Origin of the sequence: Acinetobacter sp. 742879 (assembly GCF_000588535.1) — a bacterium.
Classification (GTDB): Bacteria; Pseudomonadota; Gammaproteobacteria; order Pseudomonadales; family Moraxellaceae; genus Acinetobacter; species Acinetobacter pittii.
Window position 1 is genome coordinate 18,176 of the sequence record NZ_JFYC01000011.1, and the last position, 18,842, is coordinate 37,017.

Annotated in this window: 16 protein-coding genes; 7 read left to right on the plus strand and 9 right to left on the minus strand. The window is 38.2% G+C overall.

The genetic code is table 11. From position 1 onward, the window contains the following. Positions 1-129: 129 nt before the first annotated feature. On the plus strand, positions 130-1,464 hold the full coding sequence (locus tag J690_RS17350; protein WP_032037205.1) for a D-serine ammonia-lyase: 1,335 nt from the start codon (positions 130-132) through the stop codon (positions 1,462-1,464). A gap of 47 nt (positions 1,465-1,511) precedes the next feature. Here the strand turns inward: J690_RS17350 and J690_RS17355 are convergent, their stop codons facing one another. From J690_RS17355 to J690_RS17375, 5 genes are all read right to left on the minus strand, one after another. Continuing rightward, positions 1,512-3,059 (minus strand): hypothetical protein, encoded by a 1,548-nt coding sequence (locus tag J690_RS17355; RefSeq protein WP_032037206.1) that lies wholly within the window; start codon positions 3,057-3,059, stop codon positions 1,512-1,514. A 554-nt stretch (positions 3,060-3,613) separates the two neighbouring features. Further along, a complete protein-coding gene (locus tag J690_RS23960) occupies positions 3,614-3,778 on the minus strand; it encodes a hypothetical protein (RefSeq protein WP_000854552.1) in 165 nt (54 codons plus the stop codon). 109 nt (positions 3,779-3,887) lie between these two features. After that, positions 3,888-4,892: a formylglycine-generating enzyme family protein gene (locus J690_RS17365; RefSeq protein ID WP_032037208.1), complete on the minus strand. Its 1,005-nt coding sequence runs from the start codon at positions 4,890-4,892 to the stop codon at positions 3,888-3,890. Next, positions 4,889-6,565, minus strand: a complete 1,677-nt coding sequence (locus J690_RS17370) for an arylsulfatase (protein WP_032037209.1) — start codon at positions 6,563-6,565, stop codon at positions 4,889-4,891. Before J690_RS17370 ends, J690_RS17365 begins: the two co-directional genes overlap by 4 nt. A 170-nt stretch (positions 6,566-6,735) precedes the next feature. After that, entirely contained in the window at positions 6,736-7,353 is a 618-nt protein-coding gene (locus J690_RS17375) for a rhomboid family intramembrane serine protease (RefSeq protein WP_002117778.1), read from the minus strand. A gap of 158 nt (positions 7,354-7,511) precedes the next feature. Here J690_RS17375 and nfuA point away from each other — a divergent pair, with 158 nt between their 5' ends. Together nfuA and J690_RS17385 are read left to right on the plus strand one after the other, a co-directional pair. Next, positions 7,512-8,150 (plus strand): Fe-S biogenesis protein NfuA, encoded by a 639-nt coding sequence (gene nfuA, locus J690_RS17380; protein ID WP_002117617.1) that lies wholly within the window; start codon positions 7,512-7,514, stop codon positions 8,148-8,150. Positions 8,151-8,315: 165 nt separating this feature from the next. Continuing rightward, entirely contained in the window at positions 8,316-10,355 is a 2,040-nt protein-coding gene (locus J690_RS17385) for a ligand-gated channel protein (RefSeq protein ID WP_032037211.1), read from the plus strand. Between the two features lie 22 nt (positions 10,356-10,377). Here J690_RS17385 and J690_RS17390 read toward each other — a convergent pair whose 3' ends face one another. Together J690_RS17390 and J690_RS17395 are read right to left on the minus strand one after the other, a co-directional pair. Next, positions 10,378-11,385: a hypothetical protein gene (locus J690_RS17390; RefSeq protein WP_032037212.1), complete on the minus strand. Its 1,008-nt coding sequence runs from the start codon at positions 11,383-11,385 to the stop codon at positions 10,378-10,380. Positions 11,386-11,410: 25 nt separating this feature from the next. Continuing rightward, positions 11,411-12,436 carry an alpha/beta fold hydrolase gene (locus tag J690_RS17395; protein WP_032037214.1) on the minus strand — a complete coding sequence of 342 codons (1,026 nt, stop codon included), beginning with the start codon at positions 12,434-12,436 and terminating at the stop codon, positions 11,411-11,413. Positions 12,437-12,720: 284 nt separating this feature from the next. Here J690_RS17395 and J690_RS17400 point away from each other — a divergent pair, with 284 nt between their 5' ends. Continuing rightward, positions 12,721-13,335 carry a carbonic anhydrase gene (locus J690_RS17400; protein ID WP_032032996.1) on the plus strand — a complete coding sequence of 205 codons (615 nt, stop codon included), beginning with the start codon at positions 12,721-12,723 and terminating at the stop codon, positions 13,333-13,335. A gap of 35 nt (positions 13,336-13,370) precedes the next feature. Here J690_RS17400 and J690_RS17405 read toward each other — a convergent pair whose 3' ends face one another. Then, positions 13,371-13,994 (minus strand): arylesterase, encoded by a 624-nt coding sequence (locus J690_RS17405; protein WP_032037216.1) that lies wholly within the window; start codon positions 13,992-13,994, stop codon positions 13,371-13,373. 44 nt (positions 13,995-14,038) lie between these two features. Between J690_RS17405 and J690_RS17410 the strand changes: the two genes are divergently transcribed. Beyond that, positions 14,039-14,731, plus strand: a complete 693-nt coding sequence (locus J690_RS17410) for an ABC transporter ATP-binding protein (protein WP_005070633.1) — start codon at positions 14,039-14,041, stop codon at positions 14,729-14,731. A 3-nt stretch (positions 14,732-14,734) separates the two neighbouring features. Next, positions 14,735-17,194: an ABC transporter permease gene (locus J690_RS17415; protein WP_032037218.1), complete on the plus strand. Its 2,460-nt coding sequence runs from the start codon at positions 14,735-14,737 to the stop codon at positions 17,192-17,194. Position 17,195: 1 nt separating this feature from the next. On the opposite strand, the gene J690_RS17420 is transcribed toward J690_RS17415, so the two are convergent. Continuing rightward, a complete protein-coding gene (locus J690_RS17420) occupies positions 17,196-18,005 on the minus strand; it encodes a rhomboid family intramembrane serine protease (RefSeq protein WP_032037221.1) in 810 nt (269 codons plus the stop codon). Between the two features lie 76 nt (positions 18,006-18,081). Here J690_RS17420 and mtgA point away from each other — a divergent pair, with 76 nt between their 5' ends. Then, positions 18,082-18,759, plus strand: a complete 678-nt coding sequence (gene mtgA, locus J690_RS17425) for a monofunctional biosynthetic peptidoglycan transglycosylase (protein ID WP_002117784.1) — start codon at positions 18,082-18,084, stop codon at positions 18,757-18,759. Positions 18,760-18,842: the final 83 nt, after the last annotated feature.

Sequence of the window (18,842 nt, forward strand, 5' to 3'; positions counted from 1 at the left end):
CTTTTTTATTTGTTTAGTTTTTTAAGTTGAGACTATTTTTCATGTACATTCATCTATAAATTAATAAGTTGTTATAGGTCATCAAACAGCTTTATAGGTTGGGCTTAAAATTTTATATCAGGATATATTATGAATGCGGTTCAAATACATCAGCTAAAACAAAAATTTCCACTTATTGAAACACTTCAAGCCTATCAAGAAACATTTTGGTTTACACCTCATAGATATCCTTTAAAAGAAGCTTTAGAAAAAGTTGGACTAACCGCTAAGGACGTAAGTGAAGCAGAAGCAAGACTAGCGCGTTTCGCACCTTATTTGGCAAAAGTATTTCCTGAAACTCAAGCACAACATGGAAAAATTGAATCAGATATTGTTGAAATTGCTCATATGCAACAAGCACTTTCTTCAGCAAAACAAGTACAGCTTAATGGAACATTCTGGCTGAAAAAGGATAGCCATCTACCTATTTCAGGCTCAATCAAAGCACGTGGTGGCATTTATGAAGTGCTCACACATGCTGAAAAACTTGCCATGCAGGCAGGGTTACTCAAACCAGAAGATGATTATAGTAAATTAGAGCAAGATTCATTTAGAGCATTCTTTTCTAAGTATCAAATTGCAGTAGGTTCTACGGGCAATCTTGGGCTTTCTATTGGTATTATGAGCGCCAAACTCGGCTTTAGAGTTACTGTTCATATGTCGGCTGATGCTAGACAGTGGAAAAAAGACAAACTACGTTCACTCGGCGTTAACGTTGTAGAATATGCCAGTGATTACGGCGTAGCTGTTGAAGAAGGACGAAAAGCCGCAGAGCAAGATCCACACTGCTTTTTCATTGATGATGAAAACTCAACAACATTATTTTTAGGTTATGCCGTTGCAGGAATACGCCTAAAACAGCAATTTGAGCAAAAACGCATTAAAGTCGATGCTGAACACCCATTATTTGTTTATTTGCCTTGTGGCGTCGGTGGTGGGCCTGGTGGGGTGAGTTTTGGACTAAAACTGGCTTTTGGTGAGCATGTACATTGTATCTTTGCAGAACCCACACATTCGCCGTGCATGTTACTTGGTGTCCACACAGGTTTGCATGATCAGATTTCAGTTAATGACATTGGCATTGATAACGTTACTGCGGCAGACGGGCTTGCGGTAGGGCGTGCTTCAGGTTTTGTCGGGCGTGCTATGCAACAGTTAATTGATGGCTATTACACCATTCATGATGAACGTTTATACGAGCTCATAGCGCTTTTAAATCAAACTGAGAATATTCAGCTTGAGCCTTCTGCAGTAGCAGGCATGATGGGGCCGTATTATGTTCAGACGAGTCCTGATTACTTGGCTTTACACCAGTTTACAGCTGAGCAGTTGCAACAGGCAAATCATGTAATATGGGCTACTGGGGGCGGCATGGTGCCTCCTGATGAAATGCAAAAATATCTATCACACTTTCAATATAAATAAAGACACATTAGAAAAAAGCCCAATTCTAGGATTGGGCTTTAATCAAATTATTTTTTAGATGATTTTCTAAAAGGGAGTTTTTCGGTAGCAAAACCATAAATTGCAGCGAAAGGCAGGGCAGTTCGTGCTAAATAAGCGACACGCCATAGACCACCATGATTGGCACCTTCCATCATAAGTTCAAGCGGATGGTCTAAGACAGTTTCAGGATTCGCGACAGAAGACTCATTTCTTAAGTCATGAATCCAGAGTGCCGCCATAATGGCATTGGTGGTTTCAGGGCTAAATGCTTCTACATCGAAAAGTTCTGCGCCATTAAAAGCTGCTTTCAATAATGGATTTTTAGTCACTGAATGAGTGGTTGTCGATGGTGCAATATTAATGCTGACACGTTGTCCTTGATGGCGGGCCAAAATAGCACGCCATTGTTGAATACGCTTTGCCAAAGCATAGTTTGGACCTTGTTCAACCACTAAGCAGTCGGCAATACCATAAGTTTTTCCATTTTCACATGTAACCAAGTCTTGATATGGCGCTTGAAAAAAACGATTGAGCGAAAGAGCAGAAACACCTTTTACTGCCAACTTTTGCATTTTTCTGCGGGATTTAAATTTCTCTTGAGCAGCCTCTGCAACTTCTTTTGGTACTGCATAAACATCGGTTGGAGTACACATAAACATAAGGCTTGTATCAGGCTTATGCTCGCTCACAAATTGCATGATGCTATCCATTGCCATGGAAACGCGGACATGCTTTTCACCATCTAAATAGGCGATTGCTGCCAAATCTAACTTTTGTGGAAACTGCACCAGCCACTGCGCTATTTCTGGTAATTGAGTCAGTAAATTTGCACCCAGCTTATCTTTTAACTCAGAAGCTTTTGCTGAGGAATCAACGGCTTCAACACATGGTGCAATGAGTGTTGCATTCCCTTGTTGAATCGTATTTAAGATTTTGCCCCAGACTCGTGAGTTTGGTAAATCTACAGCAACAATATTTGCTTTCCATTTGGCTAACCAAGGCAGTGGTCCTGCTTCTGAGGCTGCACCAAACAGCACCATCGTACGGTCAGACAAATCGAACCATTCAGGATGAGTAATAGCTTCACGAAGTGCTTTTGCATGACTTGGCTCAATAATACCAGCTTCTTCCCAGCGTTGAATTTGGTCCAGTAAGCTTTGTCCACTCAGCTTTTGTCCTTTATAAGGAACATACCACTCTGGTGCTGCCTCACTTTCACCTTTAAGTTTTACTGTATAAAGAGGAGTAGATGAAGCAATATGAACGGCATCTTTTAAAAGGTAGTGTTTACCATCACGATAATAATCAAAAATATGGTGAGCTTTATGCAACCCTTGCTTCGCAATAGTAATTGGGTTGCTGATATTAGAAATCCCTTGTTTAACAAGAGCTTTAAAATATAAAGGATAGTTTTTTCGCCAGTTTTTTTCATTCAACACTTGTTGTGCGGTTTTATTATCTACAATAGATAAGGCCTCTGACAAAATCTCTTGGCCTGTAAGAGATGTACTTTGTTTTTTTGTTGAGGCGTGTACCGGAAATTGTAGACCTTCGACTTGACTTGTGCTGGACATAAAATATCTCGTTTATACGACTGGGTTAATATACATGTGTATACATTATCTATGCCAATGAAAGGAAACGAGTGGCAATAACTGACAAAATAATATTGATTATTTATGTGATGAAACGTGAAAGAGAAAGTTATTATGATAAATTCATCTCATTTTGACCTTAATTTTTTTCACATTTTTAGAACATTTTTATAGACTTACGTTACATAAATGTTTATTTTGTATTAAGCAAATACATCAGTATTAACCTGAAGGTAAAATGTTCAAAATGTATCAATAATAGAGATACAGAAATGATTAAAAACTAGACTTTTTTCTTAAGCGGTAAGAAAAGTCAAACGGAATAAGAAAGAATTGGGGTGAAACTAGATAGAAGACAACGTAAGATTGTCTTTTAAAAATCTTGGGGATATGGTGATTTTTTTACACCATAATTTTCTAGTTTCATCCCATCTATTTTTGGGCTGGAACCCTCCATTTAGTATTCAATTCATCACTTGCTTGAAGTCTATTTCTTTAGAGTAACTTCAAAATTACTTTAAAAGAGGGTATTTCTAACAACGTCCTTTTTTAGCTTGTCCTGGTGGGCAAAAGCCTCCTGGATGTCCGTAATATGGTGAATCAGGGTCAATCACAATACTACCTTCAGGTGTATGGACCGCACAGGCTGATAGTGACATTGTGAAAATTGCTGCGGCACAAAGAAGTAAAGTTTTCATCTTGTTCTCACTTTTTTATCATTCTCATTTGTACTATAAAAATATTTTGATTATTTTTCGACCTAATTTTGGTTAAAAAATATCTTTAATCAGTCGAATTAAGAAGAAATTAAGGAGACCGTAAAATAGTCCGAAATCCAACATGTGTTGCAGCTAAATCAAAATCTTGTGGATAACGGCTACTGCTACGATAACGTGAACAATAATTTTGTGCACAAAGAAAAGATCCACCTTTAATTACATATTGAGTGCTGGTGATTTCTTGTTGACGTAAATCAGAATAATTTCCCATATGCTGGTCATGAGCACCTTGATAAGGAGAAGATGTCCATTCCCATACATTTCCAATCATATCAAATAGTTTGAATTTATTTGCCGCAAAACATCCAACGGGTGCAACACCTTTAAAGTGATCTTGATTTAGGTTTTGAAAAGGGAATTCGCCTTGCCAGTAATTGGCTTGCGGATGTTGATGTTCATCAGTAGGGGCCTGATGTAAAGGGGTATCAGTTTTTGAATTAGCTTTAGCTGCATATTCCCATTCTAGTTCTGTTGGTAAATCATGTCCTAGCCACACTGCATAATGTTCAGCATCATTTTTACTTACATACCTTACAGGCTCCTTAGGATTTGCTATAGCTCCAGTACCGCCGTTTGGCGTTTTCCATGTATACCCTGATTTTAGCTGCCACCATTGCTGTGAGTGATGAGGGTCTGGTGAGAAAACAGCAGCCTGTTTTTGTTTTTCGGCATCGGTAATATAGCCAGTTGCTTTTACAAAACTTGCAAACTGAGCGACCGTAACTTCAGTTTGGTCAATCCAAAATCCTTTGACTTCGCGCTGCTTTTTTCCAAAATTAAGTTCATCGGGATAGGCCTTTTCAGAACCAAAGTTAAAATCTCCATCGGCAATTAAAACCATTCCTGCTGTAGGCTGTTTGAGCCAACCCTGAGGCAGACCACTATAGTTTTGACACTTTTCAATAGACCCTAAATCAGCTAAAGATGTTTGCTGTTGCGTCGAAGGCCTAGATTCAGAAAATTTTGAAGATTCGCTACAGCCCGTCATAATAGACAGGCTGATTGTGGTAACTAAAAATGGCTTCAATTTCATTTGGCGTTATATCCCTGCACACCATTTTTTTCAGTATATTTTTGATAGACCGATAAGAGTTCTTGAACTTTTGCAGGATAAAGCTGAGCAACGTTTTGTCTTTCACCGCGATCTAATTTAATGTTGTATAGCTCCCAAGTCCCTGTGCCTAATTCAGGCCGCCCTTGAAGTGCGATTTTCCATTCACCTTGTTTTGCATATTTGCTGCCATGTAACTCATCGGCAAAGCTAAAATTTGCAGGGCGAATAGTATCGGTTTTGTTTTCAAGCAAAGGTTTCCATGAAATTCCAGATGGCGTATTAATGGCCCGGCCATTATATTGACCTTGTGGTACTGGAATATGAGCATATTCTAGTAAGGTAGGGAAAACATCGAGTACAGATGCAAAGCTATGATTTGTCTCTTCCGCTTTTTTCTGATTTGGTAATTTCACAATAGCAGGGGCAGTCGTTGCGCCTTCGCCCGCTGTATCTTTCCATAAGTGGAAAGGTGCGGCACTGACTTCGGCCCAACGTGGCCCGATATAGTGGTACGAACTAGGTGTACCTACGTTTGCTACAGAGTTATCAAAACCAGATTCACTGCCATATCCGCCACGTACAAAACCTTCTGCACCATTGTCTGAAACAAAGAAAATTAAAGTATTGTCATAAAGATTATTTTGTTTAAGGTATTGAATAATGCGGCCAACGTTAGCATCGAGGTTTTCTACCATGCCTGCATAGATTTCCATTTTACGGGCTTCTAATGCCTTTTGTTCGGTTGTTAACTCATCCCATTTTCCATATTTTTGTGGGGCATTTTGAGTTGCAATTGGTTCTGCTGCCTCAAAGTTTGCAGGGATAATTCCAAGCTGTTTTTGCTTAGCAATACGTGCGTTACGAATAGCATCGTAACCGACATCATAAACTCCGCGATATTTTTCACGGTATTCAGCAGGTGCTTGAATTGGCCAGTGAGGCGCCGTATAGGCAGCATAAGCAAAGAACGGTTTGCCACTATTTTTGCCTGAGTCTAAGTAGCTCAGTAATTTATCGGTAAAATAATTTGTCGAGAAAAAGTCATCAGGCAAAGCCGAAACAGGAATAACCTGACCATCTTCTGTATAAGTTGAATTTCGTTTAAACGCACTTGGCGCTTGCTTAAAGTGGTGATCTAAACCTTGTAATAAAGTAAATGAATGATCAAAACCTTTTGCATGTGCATTTGTTTCTGGAGTTAGCCCTAAATGCCATTTACCGCTGATGTACGTGCGGTAACCATTATCTTTAAGTACTTGTGCGATAGATAGAGAGCGTTCATTTAAATATCCCTCGTAGCCTGGTTGTCCTTTCAAATGTTCTGGTGTGAGTTCAGCCATTGCCCCAATACCTGCTAAATGGTGATCAGTACCAGAAATGAGTTGAGAGCGTGTTGGAGAACAAGTCGGGGCAGTATGATAATCCGTTAAAAGGCGGCCTTCTTGAGCCAAACTATCAATATTAGGTGTATGAATTTCACCACCGAAAGCCCCTAAATCTGAATAGCCTAAGTCATCAGCCATAATAAATAACATATTCGGTTGTTTAGGTGTGGTTGCTACATTTTCTTGATTATCGTTGTCATTACATCCAGCTAAAGATAAGCTAAATAAAGCAATGGAAAGGCTAGATAAAATTGCTTTGTACGTCATTGTATCATCTGAATTATTAAAAGAATTGGCACGAGTTTAATCAGATGGTTTTTGCAATCAAAACAAAGAAAAGATCAAAGATAATCAGAAAAAAGACTGAGAATTTATAGTGATAAATTAATGAGAAAAAAAGAAAAGCCCACAAGGGACCTTTCTTTGATTTATTTTGTTTAGAAAGGAAGGCGAGTTAGTTGGTCTAAGAAATGCGGAATAACTTTTGGTTCAAGTAAAATGGTTACGATGATTCCGTAAGCTGCACCCCATAAATGAGCACTATGGTTAATATGACTATTACCACGTTTACCAGCCCAAATACTGTACGCCACATATAAAATAGCAAAAATAATAGCGGGTACAGGAATGAAGAATACAAAAATCAGCTTCCATGGCTGAAACAGAATATAAGCAAATAAAACCGCTGAAACAGCACCTGAAGCACCTAGGCTGGCCCAATTCGCATCATTTTTATGTTGTAAATAGCTTGGTAAAATCGCAAAGATTAAGCCACCTAAGTAGAACAACACAAAACCCATGTCATAGAAATATTGACGGTAAAAACTTTCAATAATACTGCCAAAGAAAAACAGGGTAATCATGTTGAACAGTAAATGTGTTCCGTCGGCATGGATAAAGCCATGAGTAATGAATCGATCAATTTGTCCACGTTGCATTGCAGGTGGCCAAAAAATCAATCGGTTCATTACGTTTTGGTTGCTAAAAGCAAGTAAAGAGATAATGACCGTAATAATAATAAGAGTGACTGTATGGTTAAACGGCAAATGCAACATAAGAAATATTTAAAAAATGATCAATACTGAGCTCAATAATGCCATTAAAAACTTAAGTTGAAACCCTGTTGTGTATAAATCCGACAAATTTAGTTGATTTTTTTTAAATCCACCTCATCTTCGGTTAATATAAAGGCATCAGCTTGAGGAATATTGTTATGTCGACTGAGAACACCAACACTGCTGTTGCAGAAGAAATTCCAAACCTTTTGATTACACCATCTGCACAAGAGTATTTGCACGATTTACTAACGAAGCAAAATACTCCGGGAATTGGCGTTCGAATTTTTGTTGAGCATCCGGGTACGCCACGTGCGGAATGCTGTATGGCATATAGTGCGCCAGAAGAAGTGATCCCAACAGATTATAAACAGGACTATCCTGATTTTCCTGCGTATATTGATGCGCCATCTATTCCTTATCTTTTAGATGCCGTAATCGATTACAACAAAGACCGTTTTGGTGGTCAGCTCACTTTCCGTGCTCCAAATTCTAAAGTTCCACGTGTTGGTCCAGATGCTTCGATTGAAGAACGTATTACTTACATTCTTCAGGCAGAAATTAACCCAGGTCTTGCAGGGCATGGCGGAAATTGTAGCTTGGTAGAAGTACAAGATGATCCAGAACACGGTTTAACTGCTGTATTGAAATTTGGTGGTGGTTGCCAAGGTTGTTCTGCAATTGATGTTACCTTGAAACAAGGTGTAGAAACTACTTTAAGAGAGAACATTCCTGAGCTTCAACGAGTGGTTGACCAAACAGACCACACACAAGCTGAAGGTGCTTACTTCAAATAATTAAATTATTTGAAAAGTGAAATAAAAAAGCCTCGCAATGAGGCTTTTTTATAGCCTTACAATTGAAAATAATTATCAATATTATTTATTTTTTTATTTAAATTTGTTACATTTGTTTAAATAAAACTTAATATTTATTCATAATTTAATATGTTGGAGTAGGGTATGACGAAGAGTATTTTCCAATCTGTATTATCAATTTCGGTACTTACAGTAATGTTTCCTGCGGCTTATGCCGCTGAAAGTGAAAATATTTTAGTTGATTCTTCCATAAAAAATGAAAAAGAAAGCGAGGTTGCTCAACTTGAAAAAATTGTCGTGACAGCAAGTGGTTTTGAACAAAATATAAAAAAAGCAGCAGCTTCGATTTCGGTTTTAACTCAAGAAGAAATTAATAAAAAAGTATATCGTGATGTAACTGATGCACTTAAAGATGTTCCTGGTGTAGTTGTTACAGGTGGTGGAAGCTCATCTGATATCAGTATTCGTGGGATGGGAAGTGCATATACCGTTATTATGGTTGATGGTAAGAAAGTGAATACACGTTCTGTGCGACCAAATAGTGATAATTCAGGTATTGAGCAAGGTTGGTTACCGGGAATCGAAAGTATCGAACGTATTGAAGTTATTCGTGGTCCAATGTCGGGTCTATATGGTTCGGATGCGATGGGTGGTGTGATTAATATCATTACTAAAAAAGTTGCAGATGTTTGGAACAGTTCTGTTAAGTTAGATACAACAATTCAAGAAAATAATAAATCTGGAAATCTTTACCAAGCCAATACTTATGTGTCGGGACCTTTAATTAAGAATTTACTTGGTTTAAAAGCCAATGGCACATTTTCACAAAGAGATGAAGATGAAATTATTGGTGGTTATAACAAACAAAAAATTCGGGCGGGAGGGGCTACTTTAAGCTTAACTCCTAATGACCAACATACCATCGAGCTTGAATACCAGCGTTCTATCCAAAATCGTAATGCCACAATAGGTAAAACAGTTTCACCTATTCAAACTGGTCGCAATCCACCAGTAGATTCATTAACAGACTATTACCGTACAGAATATAGTTTAACGCACCGTGGTGACATTGGTCCTGTAAAGACTCATTCTTATATTCAACGCGAAGAAAATAAGAACCCGTCTAGAAATATGGAAGCTGTAAATACTACATTTAACACGCTTAACCAGATCACACTCGCAAATCATGCGCTTAGCGTGGGCGGAAGTTATCTAAAAGAAGAATTAGATGATTTAGGTAACCAATTAAAAGTGGGTGGCTCACAACCTGTTTCTAATTTAGATCGTTATAGCTGGGCATTATTTGCAGAAGATGCATGGAATATTATTGATCCCTTTACTTTAACAATGTCATTACGGATGGATCAGGACGAAAAATTTGGAGATCATTTCAGTCCTAAACTATACGGGGTATGGACCTTGAATGATAACTGGATTATTAAAGGCGGTGTATCAACAGGCTATAAAACACCTGCATTAAGAGCGACTGTAGCAGAATGGGGGCAAGCTACGGGTGGAGGACGTTCGGCAGGTGTAATTGTTGGTAATCCGGATTTAAAACCTGAAAAAAGTACAAACTATGAGCTCTCATTCTCTTGGGATAATTTAGATAACTTGAATGCTGGTTTAACGATCTTTAATAGTGAATTTAAAGATAAAATTACAGAAGTTAGAACCTGTTCAGGAGATGCAGGTACTTATAATTGTGATTGGTTAGGTACAAAATTTGATTTTGTCAGTCAACGAACAAATGTAGATAAGGCGACTATGAGAGGGATTGAAGCGACGTTTGGTTGGCTCATTTCACCTGACTTAAAGTTGAATGCTAATTATACCTATACAGATACAGAGCAAAAAAGTGGTCAATTTAAAGGGCAACCTTTAAACGAAATGCCGGAACATATGTTTAATACCACTTTAGATTGGCAAGTTAATGACTTAGTCAATATGTGGAGCCGTTTGAATTTTCGTAGCAAAACTTCTGAATATTTAAGTCGTACCTCAATGGCTGAAGGGAAGCCTGCTTATGGACTAGTTGATGTTGGTATGAACTATAAACCAACTGACAAAATCCAAGTTGCGGCTGGTATTTACAACTTATTTGATAAAGATATTGACGTAGCAACTTATAGTTATGTTTTAGATGGGCGTCGTTATAATTTAGGAATCATTTATAAATTCTAAGTGGTTAAATAACAAAGGCGCTCTAAGCGCCTTTGTTATTTAAAATATCTAATGTTTTTTCAGAATAATAAAATTTTTCTAGGTAAACACGGGCACGGCGTTTTAAATGTCCTGTTGTAATTAACTGCTGTAATACAGGCACAAGTAACGTGGTCAGCTCATGTTGCACTAAGCTTTCATCAATATTGAGGTCACGGAGCAATAAATCAAAACTACGCTCTTGATTACGTACATACCAAGTATAGATACCATCATGTACTTGTTGTTTTAAATAATCAGTTTGGCGAATGTGGTCCCAGATTTCATGCCCTAAACCAACCGTTTTTGATAAGTCTTGAGTTTCTACATAATTTTTAAAAACAGAAAGTGGCATAGTTTTAACTTTATGCCAAACATTTGCCTGAAAATGGTAGAGCTTATCATTGTCAAAATGTTGGTTTAAAACACGCTCACTCATTTGGCTGAGTTTTAAAATATTCTTTTGCAAATAATGATTAATCGTATCGTCCAGATTTGAATCGGTTACTGTTTCTAAAACAGATTTCCCCATTTTCATAAAACGACCTACACCTGGTACACGCTTTGACATTGATTCATCTAAATAATCATGCATTGTTTGCTGAATCAGTTGCGTGAGCAGGGCCGAAAAAGCAGGATTATTCACAATCGTTTTAATCAGTTTTTTACGGTGCTCTTCTTTACTTGCAACGTATTGTGCAATTCGGTCAATCGTTAAAACAGGAATAACATCTTCAACAGTTGCGGTTTCATTTGCAGGATGAATCAATGCAAAGCGAATATGCTCAGCAATTTGTTCAATCAGGAAATCAGAAGCAGGCGTATCTAAAATCTGCTTTTGAATGAGCTGTTGAATTTGTTCAAAAGTCCACAGATGTTGTAATTGCCGACCCCCCAACCAATGATAAAATTGCTCAAACTCTTGCTGGATCACCTGAGTCTGAGCAAATTGCTCATCTAAAAAATCTAGATGAGCTTCAATAAGTTTTTCAATAAGTGGTTGGGTAGACATAAGGTCTCACAAGTCCGAAGTTTTATTAAGGTGTGGTCGTTTTTGACGACTGATTTGTTTCTACTTTAAGTAAAAACGGTAGATATTGTTGCATAACCAACTGTTCAGCTTCCAATATTGGCATATGACCTACATTTTCTAAAATAACTGGAGGCTGAGCATTCTTTAAAAGTCGTTTTAGTTCACTTGCTACTTCGACATTAATAATCTTATCTTGTTTGCCCCATAGAATGAGTGTCGGTGCATCGATCGTTTTGGTAAGTACCGCAAAGGAGTCTGGTGTATAGACTTTATTAAGTGCAATCAATTGATCAACCAGTTTTTGTGTTTGAAGTGCCTGATCAATCATCAACTTTTCTTGAGCTTGAAGAAACTCTTTAGGAATAAACGGAGGATTAAACATGGTTTGTTTTAATAAATAATTAAAGTCACCTTTTTTAGACACTAAAAGTTGTTTGAGGTAAGCAGGATCTTTTAAATAAATTGTATTGGCTGAGCGAAAAATACCACCGCTATCCACCAAGAATAGACTTTTCGTTTCAAATGGATATTGTCCAGCATAGAGCAGGGCAATAGAGCCACCAAGTGAGTGCCCAGCAATATGAATTGGACCTTTTAAATTTGCAGCCTCAACAAAGCGACGTAATTTTTCAGCAAGATTTGGTACTGAATAATCGAAGTCTTGGGAAACGATAGTTTCACCACTACCCGGTAAATCAGGAATAATGACATGGTAATTTGTGGTGAGATAACGAGCCACTCGGTTCCAGTTATCACGGCTACCCGCTAGGCCATGAATAAGGAGTAAAGTCGGTTTTGTTGTAGAGCCGCCTTCGCTATATGACCAAGTCACATCACCGACTTTTAAGCTTTTACTTTGTAGACCTGCCCAGCTACGTTCTTGCTGTAACACATTCTGGAATGTCACATCAATATTATCGGCTGCCTGTGTTTGAGAAATACTCATCACTGACAATACGCTACAAGCCAAAGTCAGTGCGGTAGCAGTTTTTTTCATAGAGGCCTTAATTGATGTGGACAGCCTTGTCATAGATTTCATCCTTGAAGCTTGAGCGAGTTTGAAAAATTATTGAAAAACTTTGCCAATGAGTCATTTGCCAAATGTTTGGAATGAAGAAAATTATAGTCAATCCGAGAACCAAAGTATGTCTATTTTTTCACTAAACAGTAGCGGATATGCAGTGAACTCTACATTAAAGCAGGTTAAGTATTTTTAAATTTTTTCATAGAAAAGGATTTATTTTTTGTCAGTGACATTCAAATTTTGACACATTAAAATGATTTCCAACCTTGAAAAAACAATGGAAATATAAAATGCCTACTGCGCAAGAAGTTTTAGATCGTCTGAAAGCCGGTAATCAACGATTTGTAAATGGAAATACTTCCCTTGCAAAAACCTTATCTCATCAAGAACGCGCTGAAATGGCAAAGGATCAAAATCCGTTTGCAATTGTACTTGGCTGCTCAGATTCTCGTGTTCCAGCAGAGATGGTATTTGACCAAGGTCTTGGTGACTTATTCGTAATCCGTGTTGCTGGTAATGTGGTTGCACCTTCACAAGTCGGTAGTGTTGAGTTCGCAGCAGAGCGTTATGACTGTCCGGTTGTAGTCGTATTAGGACACAGCCATTGTGGTGCGATTCAAGCAACAATTGATACGTTAATGAATCCTGATCCCCCGCCATCATCTAACCTAATGTCGATTGTGAACCGCGTTCGTCCATCAGTTGAAATTTTAATGCAGACTGACTTAAAAAATGATTTGAAAAAACTTTCATGTCATGCGGTACGTTCAAACGTTTTTGCTTCTGTAAATCAATTACGCCATGGTTCAGCGGTGTTAGAGAGCCTGATTGCAAAAGGTGAATTAATTGTTGTCGGTGCAGAATATTCACTAGAAACTGGTGAAGTTACTTTTTTTGATTTCTGATCATATTAAAAAGAATACTTAAAGATAAAAGGTGCCTATAGGGCACCTTTTATATATGGGTAAGCTAAATTAAGTAATTTTGACTGCGCTTGAGTATTGGGATGAATTAAATCATTTTGCATAAGCTGTTTTTGACCAGCAACACCATCTAGAAAAAACGGTAGTAGTTTCACCTGATATTTTTGACTTACAACTTTATAATTATTTTCAAAAGCTTTGCTATACGCAGCCCCATAATTTGGCGGAATCTTCATGCCAAAAAGAATAACTTTGGCTTTTTGTTTCTGGCTTAATTGAATGAGCTGATCCAGATTTTTTTGAATCATTTGAGGTGGTTGCCCACGCAAGCCGTCATTTCCACCTAATTCAATCACGACCACATTCGGCTTATAGGTCTGTAATAACTTAGGTAATCGGGCTAAAGCGCCGCTTGTTGTTTCTCCACTAACACTTGCATTGACCACTTTGTGTTGTTTGGGATACTGTTGGTCTAAGCGTTTTTGCAGTAATTGTACCCAACCTTGTTTGGGATCAATTCCGTAACCGGCACTAATACTATCTCCTAAAATTAAAATAGTTTTCGCCGATACAAGCATAGGCAGCATACTTAATGAGATGAGCATGATGCTTTTAGAACCAATCAAAAAAGATTTAGACATTTGTACTTCGACCCTGATTCTGAATACATAGGACTTTTCACATCATGCCACAACCCATCATTGCTGCCCATCAAGTTACACAAACTATTCAGATTAACCAAAATCAGTTTACGATTTTAAAAGATATTGATTTAGAGATTTTTGAAGGGGAACAGGTAGCAATTACGGGACGTTCCGGCTCAGGTAAATCAACCTTACTAGGAATTTTGGCGACTTTAGATCAACCGTCTGAAGGAGAAGTCTGGTTGTGTGGTCAAGCTGTTCATCAGTTAACAGAGGAACAACGTGCCCAAATAAGAATGCAGCATATTGGTTTTGTATTTCAGTCTTTTCAACTTCTACCTCAGTTGAGTGCGCTTGAAAATGTGATGTTACCTTTACGATTACGTAAAGACTTTGATTATAAAACAGCTGAGAAAAAAGCTTTAGATTGGTTGCATCGAGTAGGGCTGAGTCGTCAAGTTGAACAAACGCCTAAAGTCTTATCTGGTGGCGAGCAGCAGCGTGTAGCCATTGCACGAGCTCTTATTGCAGAACCACAAATTATTTTTGCGGATGAACCGACTGGAAACCTAGATGGTCAGACAGCACAAGAAATTGAAAGCTTACTCTTTGATTTAAATCGAGAGTTAGGTACGACTCTGATTTTAGTCACCCATGATCGTAATTTAGCATCCCTATGTCAGCGTCATGTTGAGTTAGATGATGGCCGACTAAAGACAGTACAGGGTGGTTAAACTATGCGTAATCTTCTCAAACCAATTTTGCTACAGAGTTTTCGTACGGGTGGATTATATCTACTCATTATTGCTCTATCGCTTGCGATCAGTGCAACGACAGCCCTGAAATTTAGTAATGACCAAGTTAAAAATGCAGTCAGTCTGCAAGCTTCACAAATGCTGGGTGCTGATTTAGTTCTGTCGAATAACGAGCCTATCGAACAGCAGTGGAAAAAGAAAGCTGAGCAGCTTGGTTTAAAGCAAACTAATGTCACTATATTTAGCTCGATGGCACATACCCAAGATCAGTTTGTGATGGTGAATGTAAAGGCAATTGAGCCTTTATTTCCACTCAGAGGACAGTTGGAAATTGAACCAAGTGCTAAAGCGATTCAATCTGGTGAAGTTTGGCTAAGTCAAAGAGCAGCCGATTTACTTAAAGTAAAGCTAGGAGATACTGTTTCTATTGCTGATGGTACCTTCCGTTTTAGTGGCGTGATTGTGCGTGATTCAAATCAGGAGCTCGGTTTTTCGGGCTTTTCGCCAACCGTTATTATTCATCAAGCCGATATTGCTAAGACTCATGCGATTCAGACAGGGAGCAGAATTGACTATCGTTTATTAATGGCAGGGAGCCCTGAACAGGTTCAGTCATTTTCAAAGCAATTTAAGCAACAGCATCAACCTTCTAAAGATGTAGATGAAGCGGCTGGCTTGCGTTTACGTGATGCAAGTGAATCGAACAGTAGATTATTACGTCCGCTTGAAAATTTAGATACCTTTTTGCAATTGGCCAATATTTTAACGATTTTATTGTGTGGTATTGCCATCGCTTTAACGAGTCAAAGATATGTTCAACAAAACCAAGATCATATTGCACTTATTAGATGCTTAGGCGCCGGTAAGTTCCAAATCTTGTGGGCATATATTGGATTGCTTTGTATTGTCAGTGCGATTTCAATTGTGCTGGGAAGCCTATTGGGTTTAATCATGGGGTTTGGTCTGCTGCAACTTATGCTGCAATTGATCCCTCAATTAGAGTTAAGTTTTTCGGTTGTACCTCTTTTAATCGGGCCTTTACCAATTGCGATTTTTACCAGCGTGATTGTGCTGCTTGGTTTTATTTTGCCAAGCATTTGGGAGCTTTTAAATACACCTCCAATTCGTGTTATTCGGGAGCAAGCCAAATCTCGCAAATCTTTATTTTTTATGTTTTTTGCAGGAATCACTAGCCTAGTTGTTTTTAGTTTGGTGTTGAGTGAAAACTTAATGCTCAGTATTCTGGTTTTAGCGGCAATTATTGTTCTTTGTATTTTGCTGTATACCGTTGTTTGGCTATTGCTTCGTAGCTTAAAAAAGCTGAAAAATCGATTGTCTTTTTATATTCGTTCGCCATCACAAAGCGCCTTACAAATTACCGCATTGGCTTTAGGCTTAAGCCTCATTACGGTACTCAGTGTATTAAGAACAGATTTATTAGAGCGTTGGCAGCAACAACTTCCAGAAGGGACACCGAATCAATTTGTTTATGGATTACCTCCATTTGATTTAAAAGCATTTGAGCAACAATTAAAGCAGAATGGCTGGCAAAGCACGCCGCTCTATCCAAATATTCGTGGCCGATTGTTAGCTAAGAATGATATGCCTTTTTCAGAAGAGGCTATAAAGCAAAATAATTCTTTGCGCCGTGAACTGAATTTGACTCAATCAAATCTACTACCAAATGACAATGTCATTACAAATGGTCAAGCCCAGTTTAATGGCGTAGGGCAAGTTTCAGTCGAAAGTAAAACTGCCGAAAGTTTGGGAATCCAAATTGGAGATAAGCTTACTTTTAGTTTGCCCGAAGGCAACTTACAGGCCAAAGTTGTGAATTTTCGGAGTGTCGAGTGGGAAAGCTTTAGCCCTAACTTTTTCTTTATTTTTTCACCTAAAACGTTAGACGAAAATGCTGGAAGCTATTTAGGTAGTTTCTATGTACCTAAGCAAGATCAACCAAAAATGATCACTATTATTCAGCAGTTCTCAAATACAGTATTTATTGATGTTGATCGAATATTAGATGAAGTAAAGCGCTTAATGAATGTTTTGGTCAAAATAGTAACTGTTCTAGCGGCATTAGTTGGTTTTTCTGGAATACTCGTTTTAATTGCTTGTCTAAATTTATTAATGGATGAGCGACGCCGTGAAGTTGCTTTGTTACGTTCATTTGGTTTATCTAAAAATAAAATGAAGCAAATGCTCAGTTTTGAGATTGGGTTTTTAGGTCTGTTAGCAGGCATAGTTGCCTGCTGTTTTGCAGAAGTGATTAGTGCGATCGCAAGTTATAAAATGAATATGGCAATACAATGGCATATTGAAATCTGGCTGATTTTACCTTTTGGCATGATGCTGGTTTGTGCTTTGATTGGTCGTTATCGACTAGGCTATCTCTGTAATTTACCACCTTTACAAAGTTTAAGAGAATTAAACCAATTGTAGTTTAAGGAATAATGTCAGGGTTCTGGATGATGATTTCATGCCATAGCGGAAGTAACGGTGAGTTGATTTGTACACAGTACATATAAAAACCACCAGTAATGATTACTGCACCTAATAAACCTAAAATTTTAAGTATAGTTTTTAACTTGCTGACATAGCTTAAGTACCACATCAGTGCAAGAAATGCTCCAATAATCATGCCGCCAATATGCGCGGCATTATTAATACCAGTTGCGACAAAACCAAAAATAAGGTTGATGGCCATAACCATTAATAAAGCTTTTTTATCGAGTATGTAGGCTTGATGCGGCAGCGGGGGAAATAGAGAAAGTACTGTTAACGCAGCACCTAATCCCATCACGGCACCCGAAGCACCTGCACTGACATGTGGAAGTAAGCTCTGATCAAAATTTTGCAGTAATTCATGCCCATTTTGAATAGTCATATAGCTACTGAGAAGGCTACCGAATAAACCTGCGAGTAAATACATGCCTATAAAATAGAAGCGACCAAATAGAGACTCTGCAACATTACCGAAAATATAGAGGGCCCACATGTTAAGCATGAGGTGCACAAGACCAAAATGAAAAAACATGCTGGTAAATAAGCGTTCAGGCTGCCCAGAAAAAGTAAGTGGTGTAAAATCAGCACCCCAATGAATAGCATCTTTCATGGCTGGGCCGCTAATATCGACACCAGTTGCAATTTGCCAGACAAACAAACCTACATTAATCAAGATCAATAAGGTGGTCAGCCACCAAGTTTGTACATTGAGTTTACGATTAATGTGCGGAGGCTGATATTGAGTCATGCTATGCTTTTGTTATATATGAACATGCTTAACAGCTTAACATGAAAAAAGTTGAATACAGGAGATCAGGACGAACATGAAAGCTTTTATTGTTCGCGTGTTGTTAATTTTTATTGGGGCAATTCTCCTTATTCAACTTTGGATTTTCTCAAGTTTGGTTTGGTGGCGTACACATGAAGTTGATACCACCATGTTTATGCGAATTGATTATTGGTCAGATACTTCAGAGCCGATCATTCATGAATGGCTTGACTATGATGATATTAGCGACAATTTCAAGCATGCGATTTTAGCTGGGGAAGATGCAAAATTTATTCATCACCATGGTTTTGACTGGGATGGCATTCGTTTTGCTCTAGAGCGGAATAATGAAGAAGGAGAGGTTGTTGCGGGTGGTTCTACTGTGTCTCAACAACTGGCAAAGAACTTGTTTTTATACAATAAGCGTTCGTTTATTCGAAAAGGCCAAGAAACTATCGCAACTTGGATGATGGAGCGGATGTGGTCAAAACGCCGAATTCTTGAGGTATATATGAACTCTGTTGAATTTGGCAAGAATCGATATGGTGTAGAAGCAGCCGCGCAATATTATTATGGTAAAAGTGCGAGAAGCTTAACGCGCGAACAAGCTGCTTTTTTGGCCGCATTATTGCCTGATCCGAAATATTATCAAGATCACCGCAACGATCGTAAACTACAATATAGAAAACGCGTTATTCTACGTTATATGAATAGCACCCAGATTCCTGAATAATGATGTTTTAAAGATGTGTAAATTTTTTAGTTTTTACCAAATTGTCATATTTTTGCAGCATACTGTTTTATAGAGATTTTGGC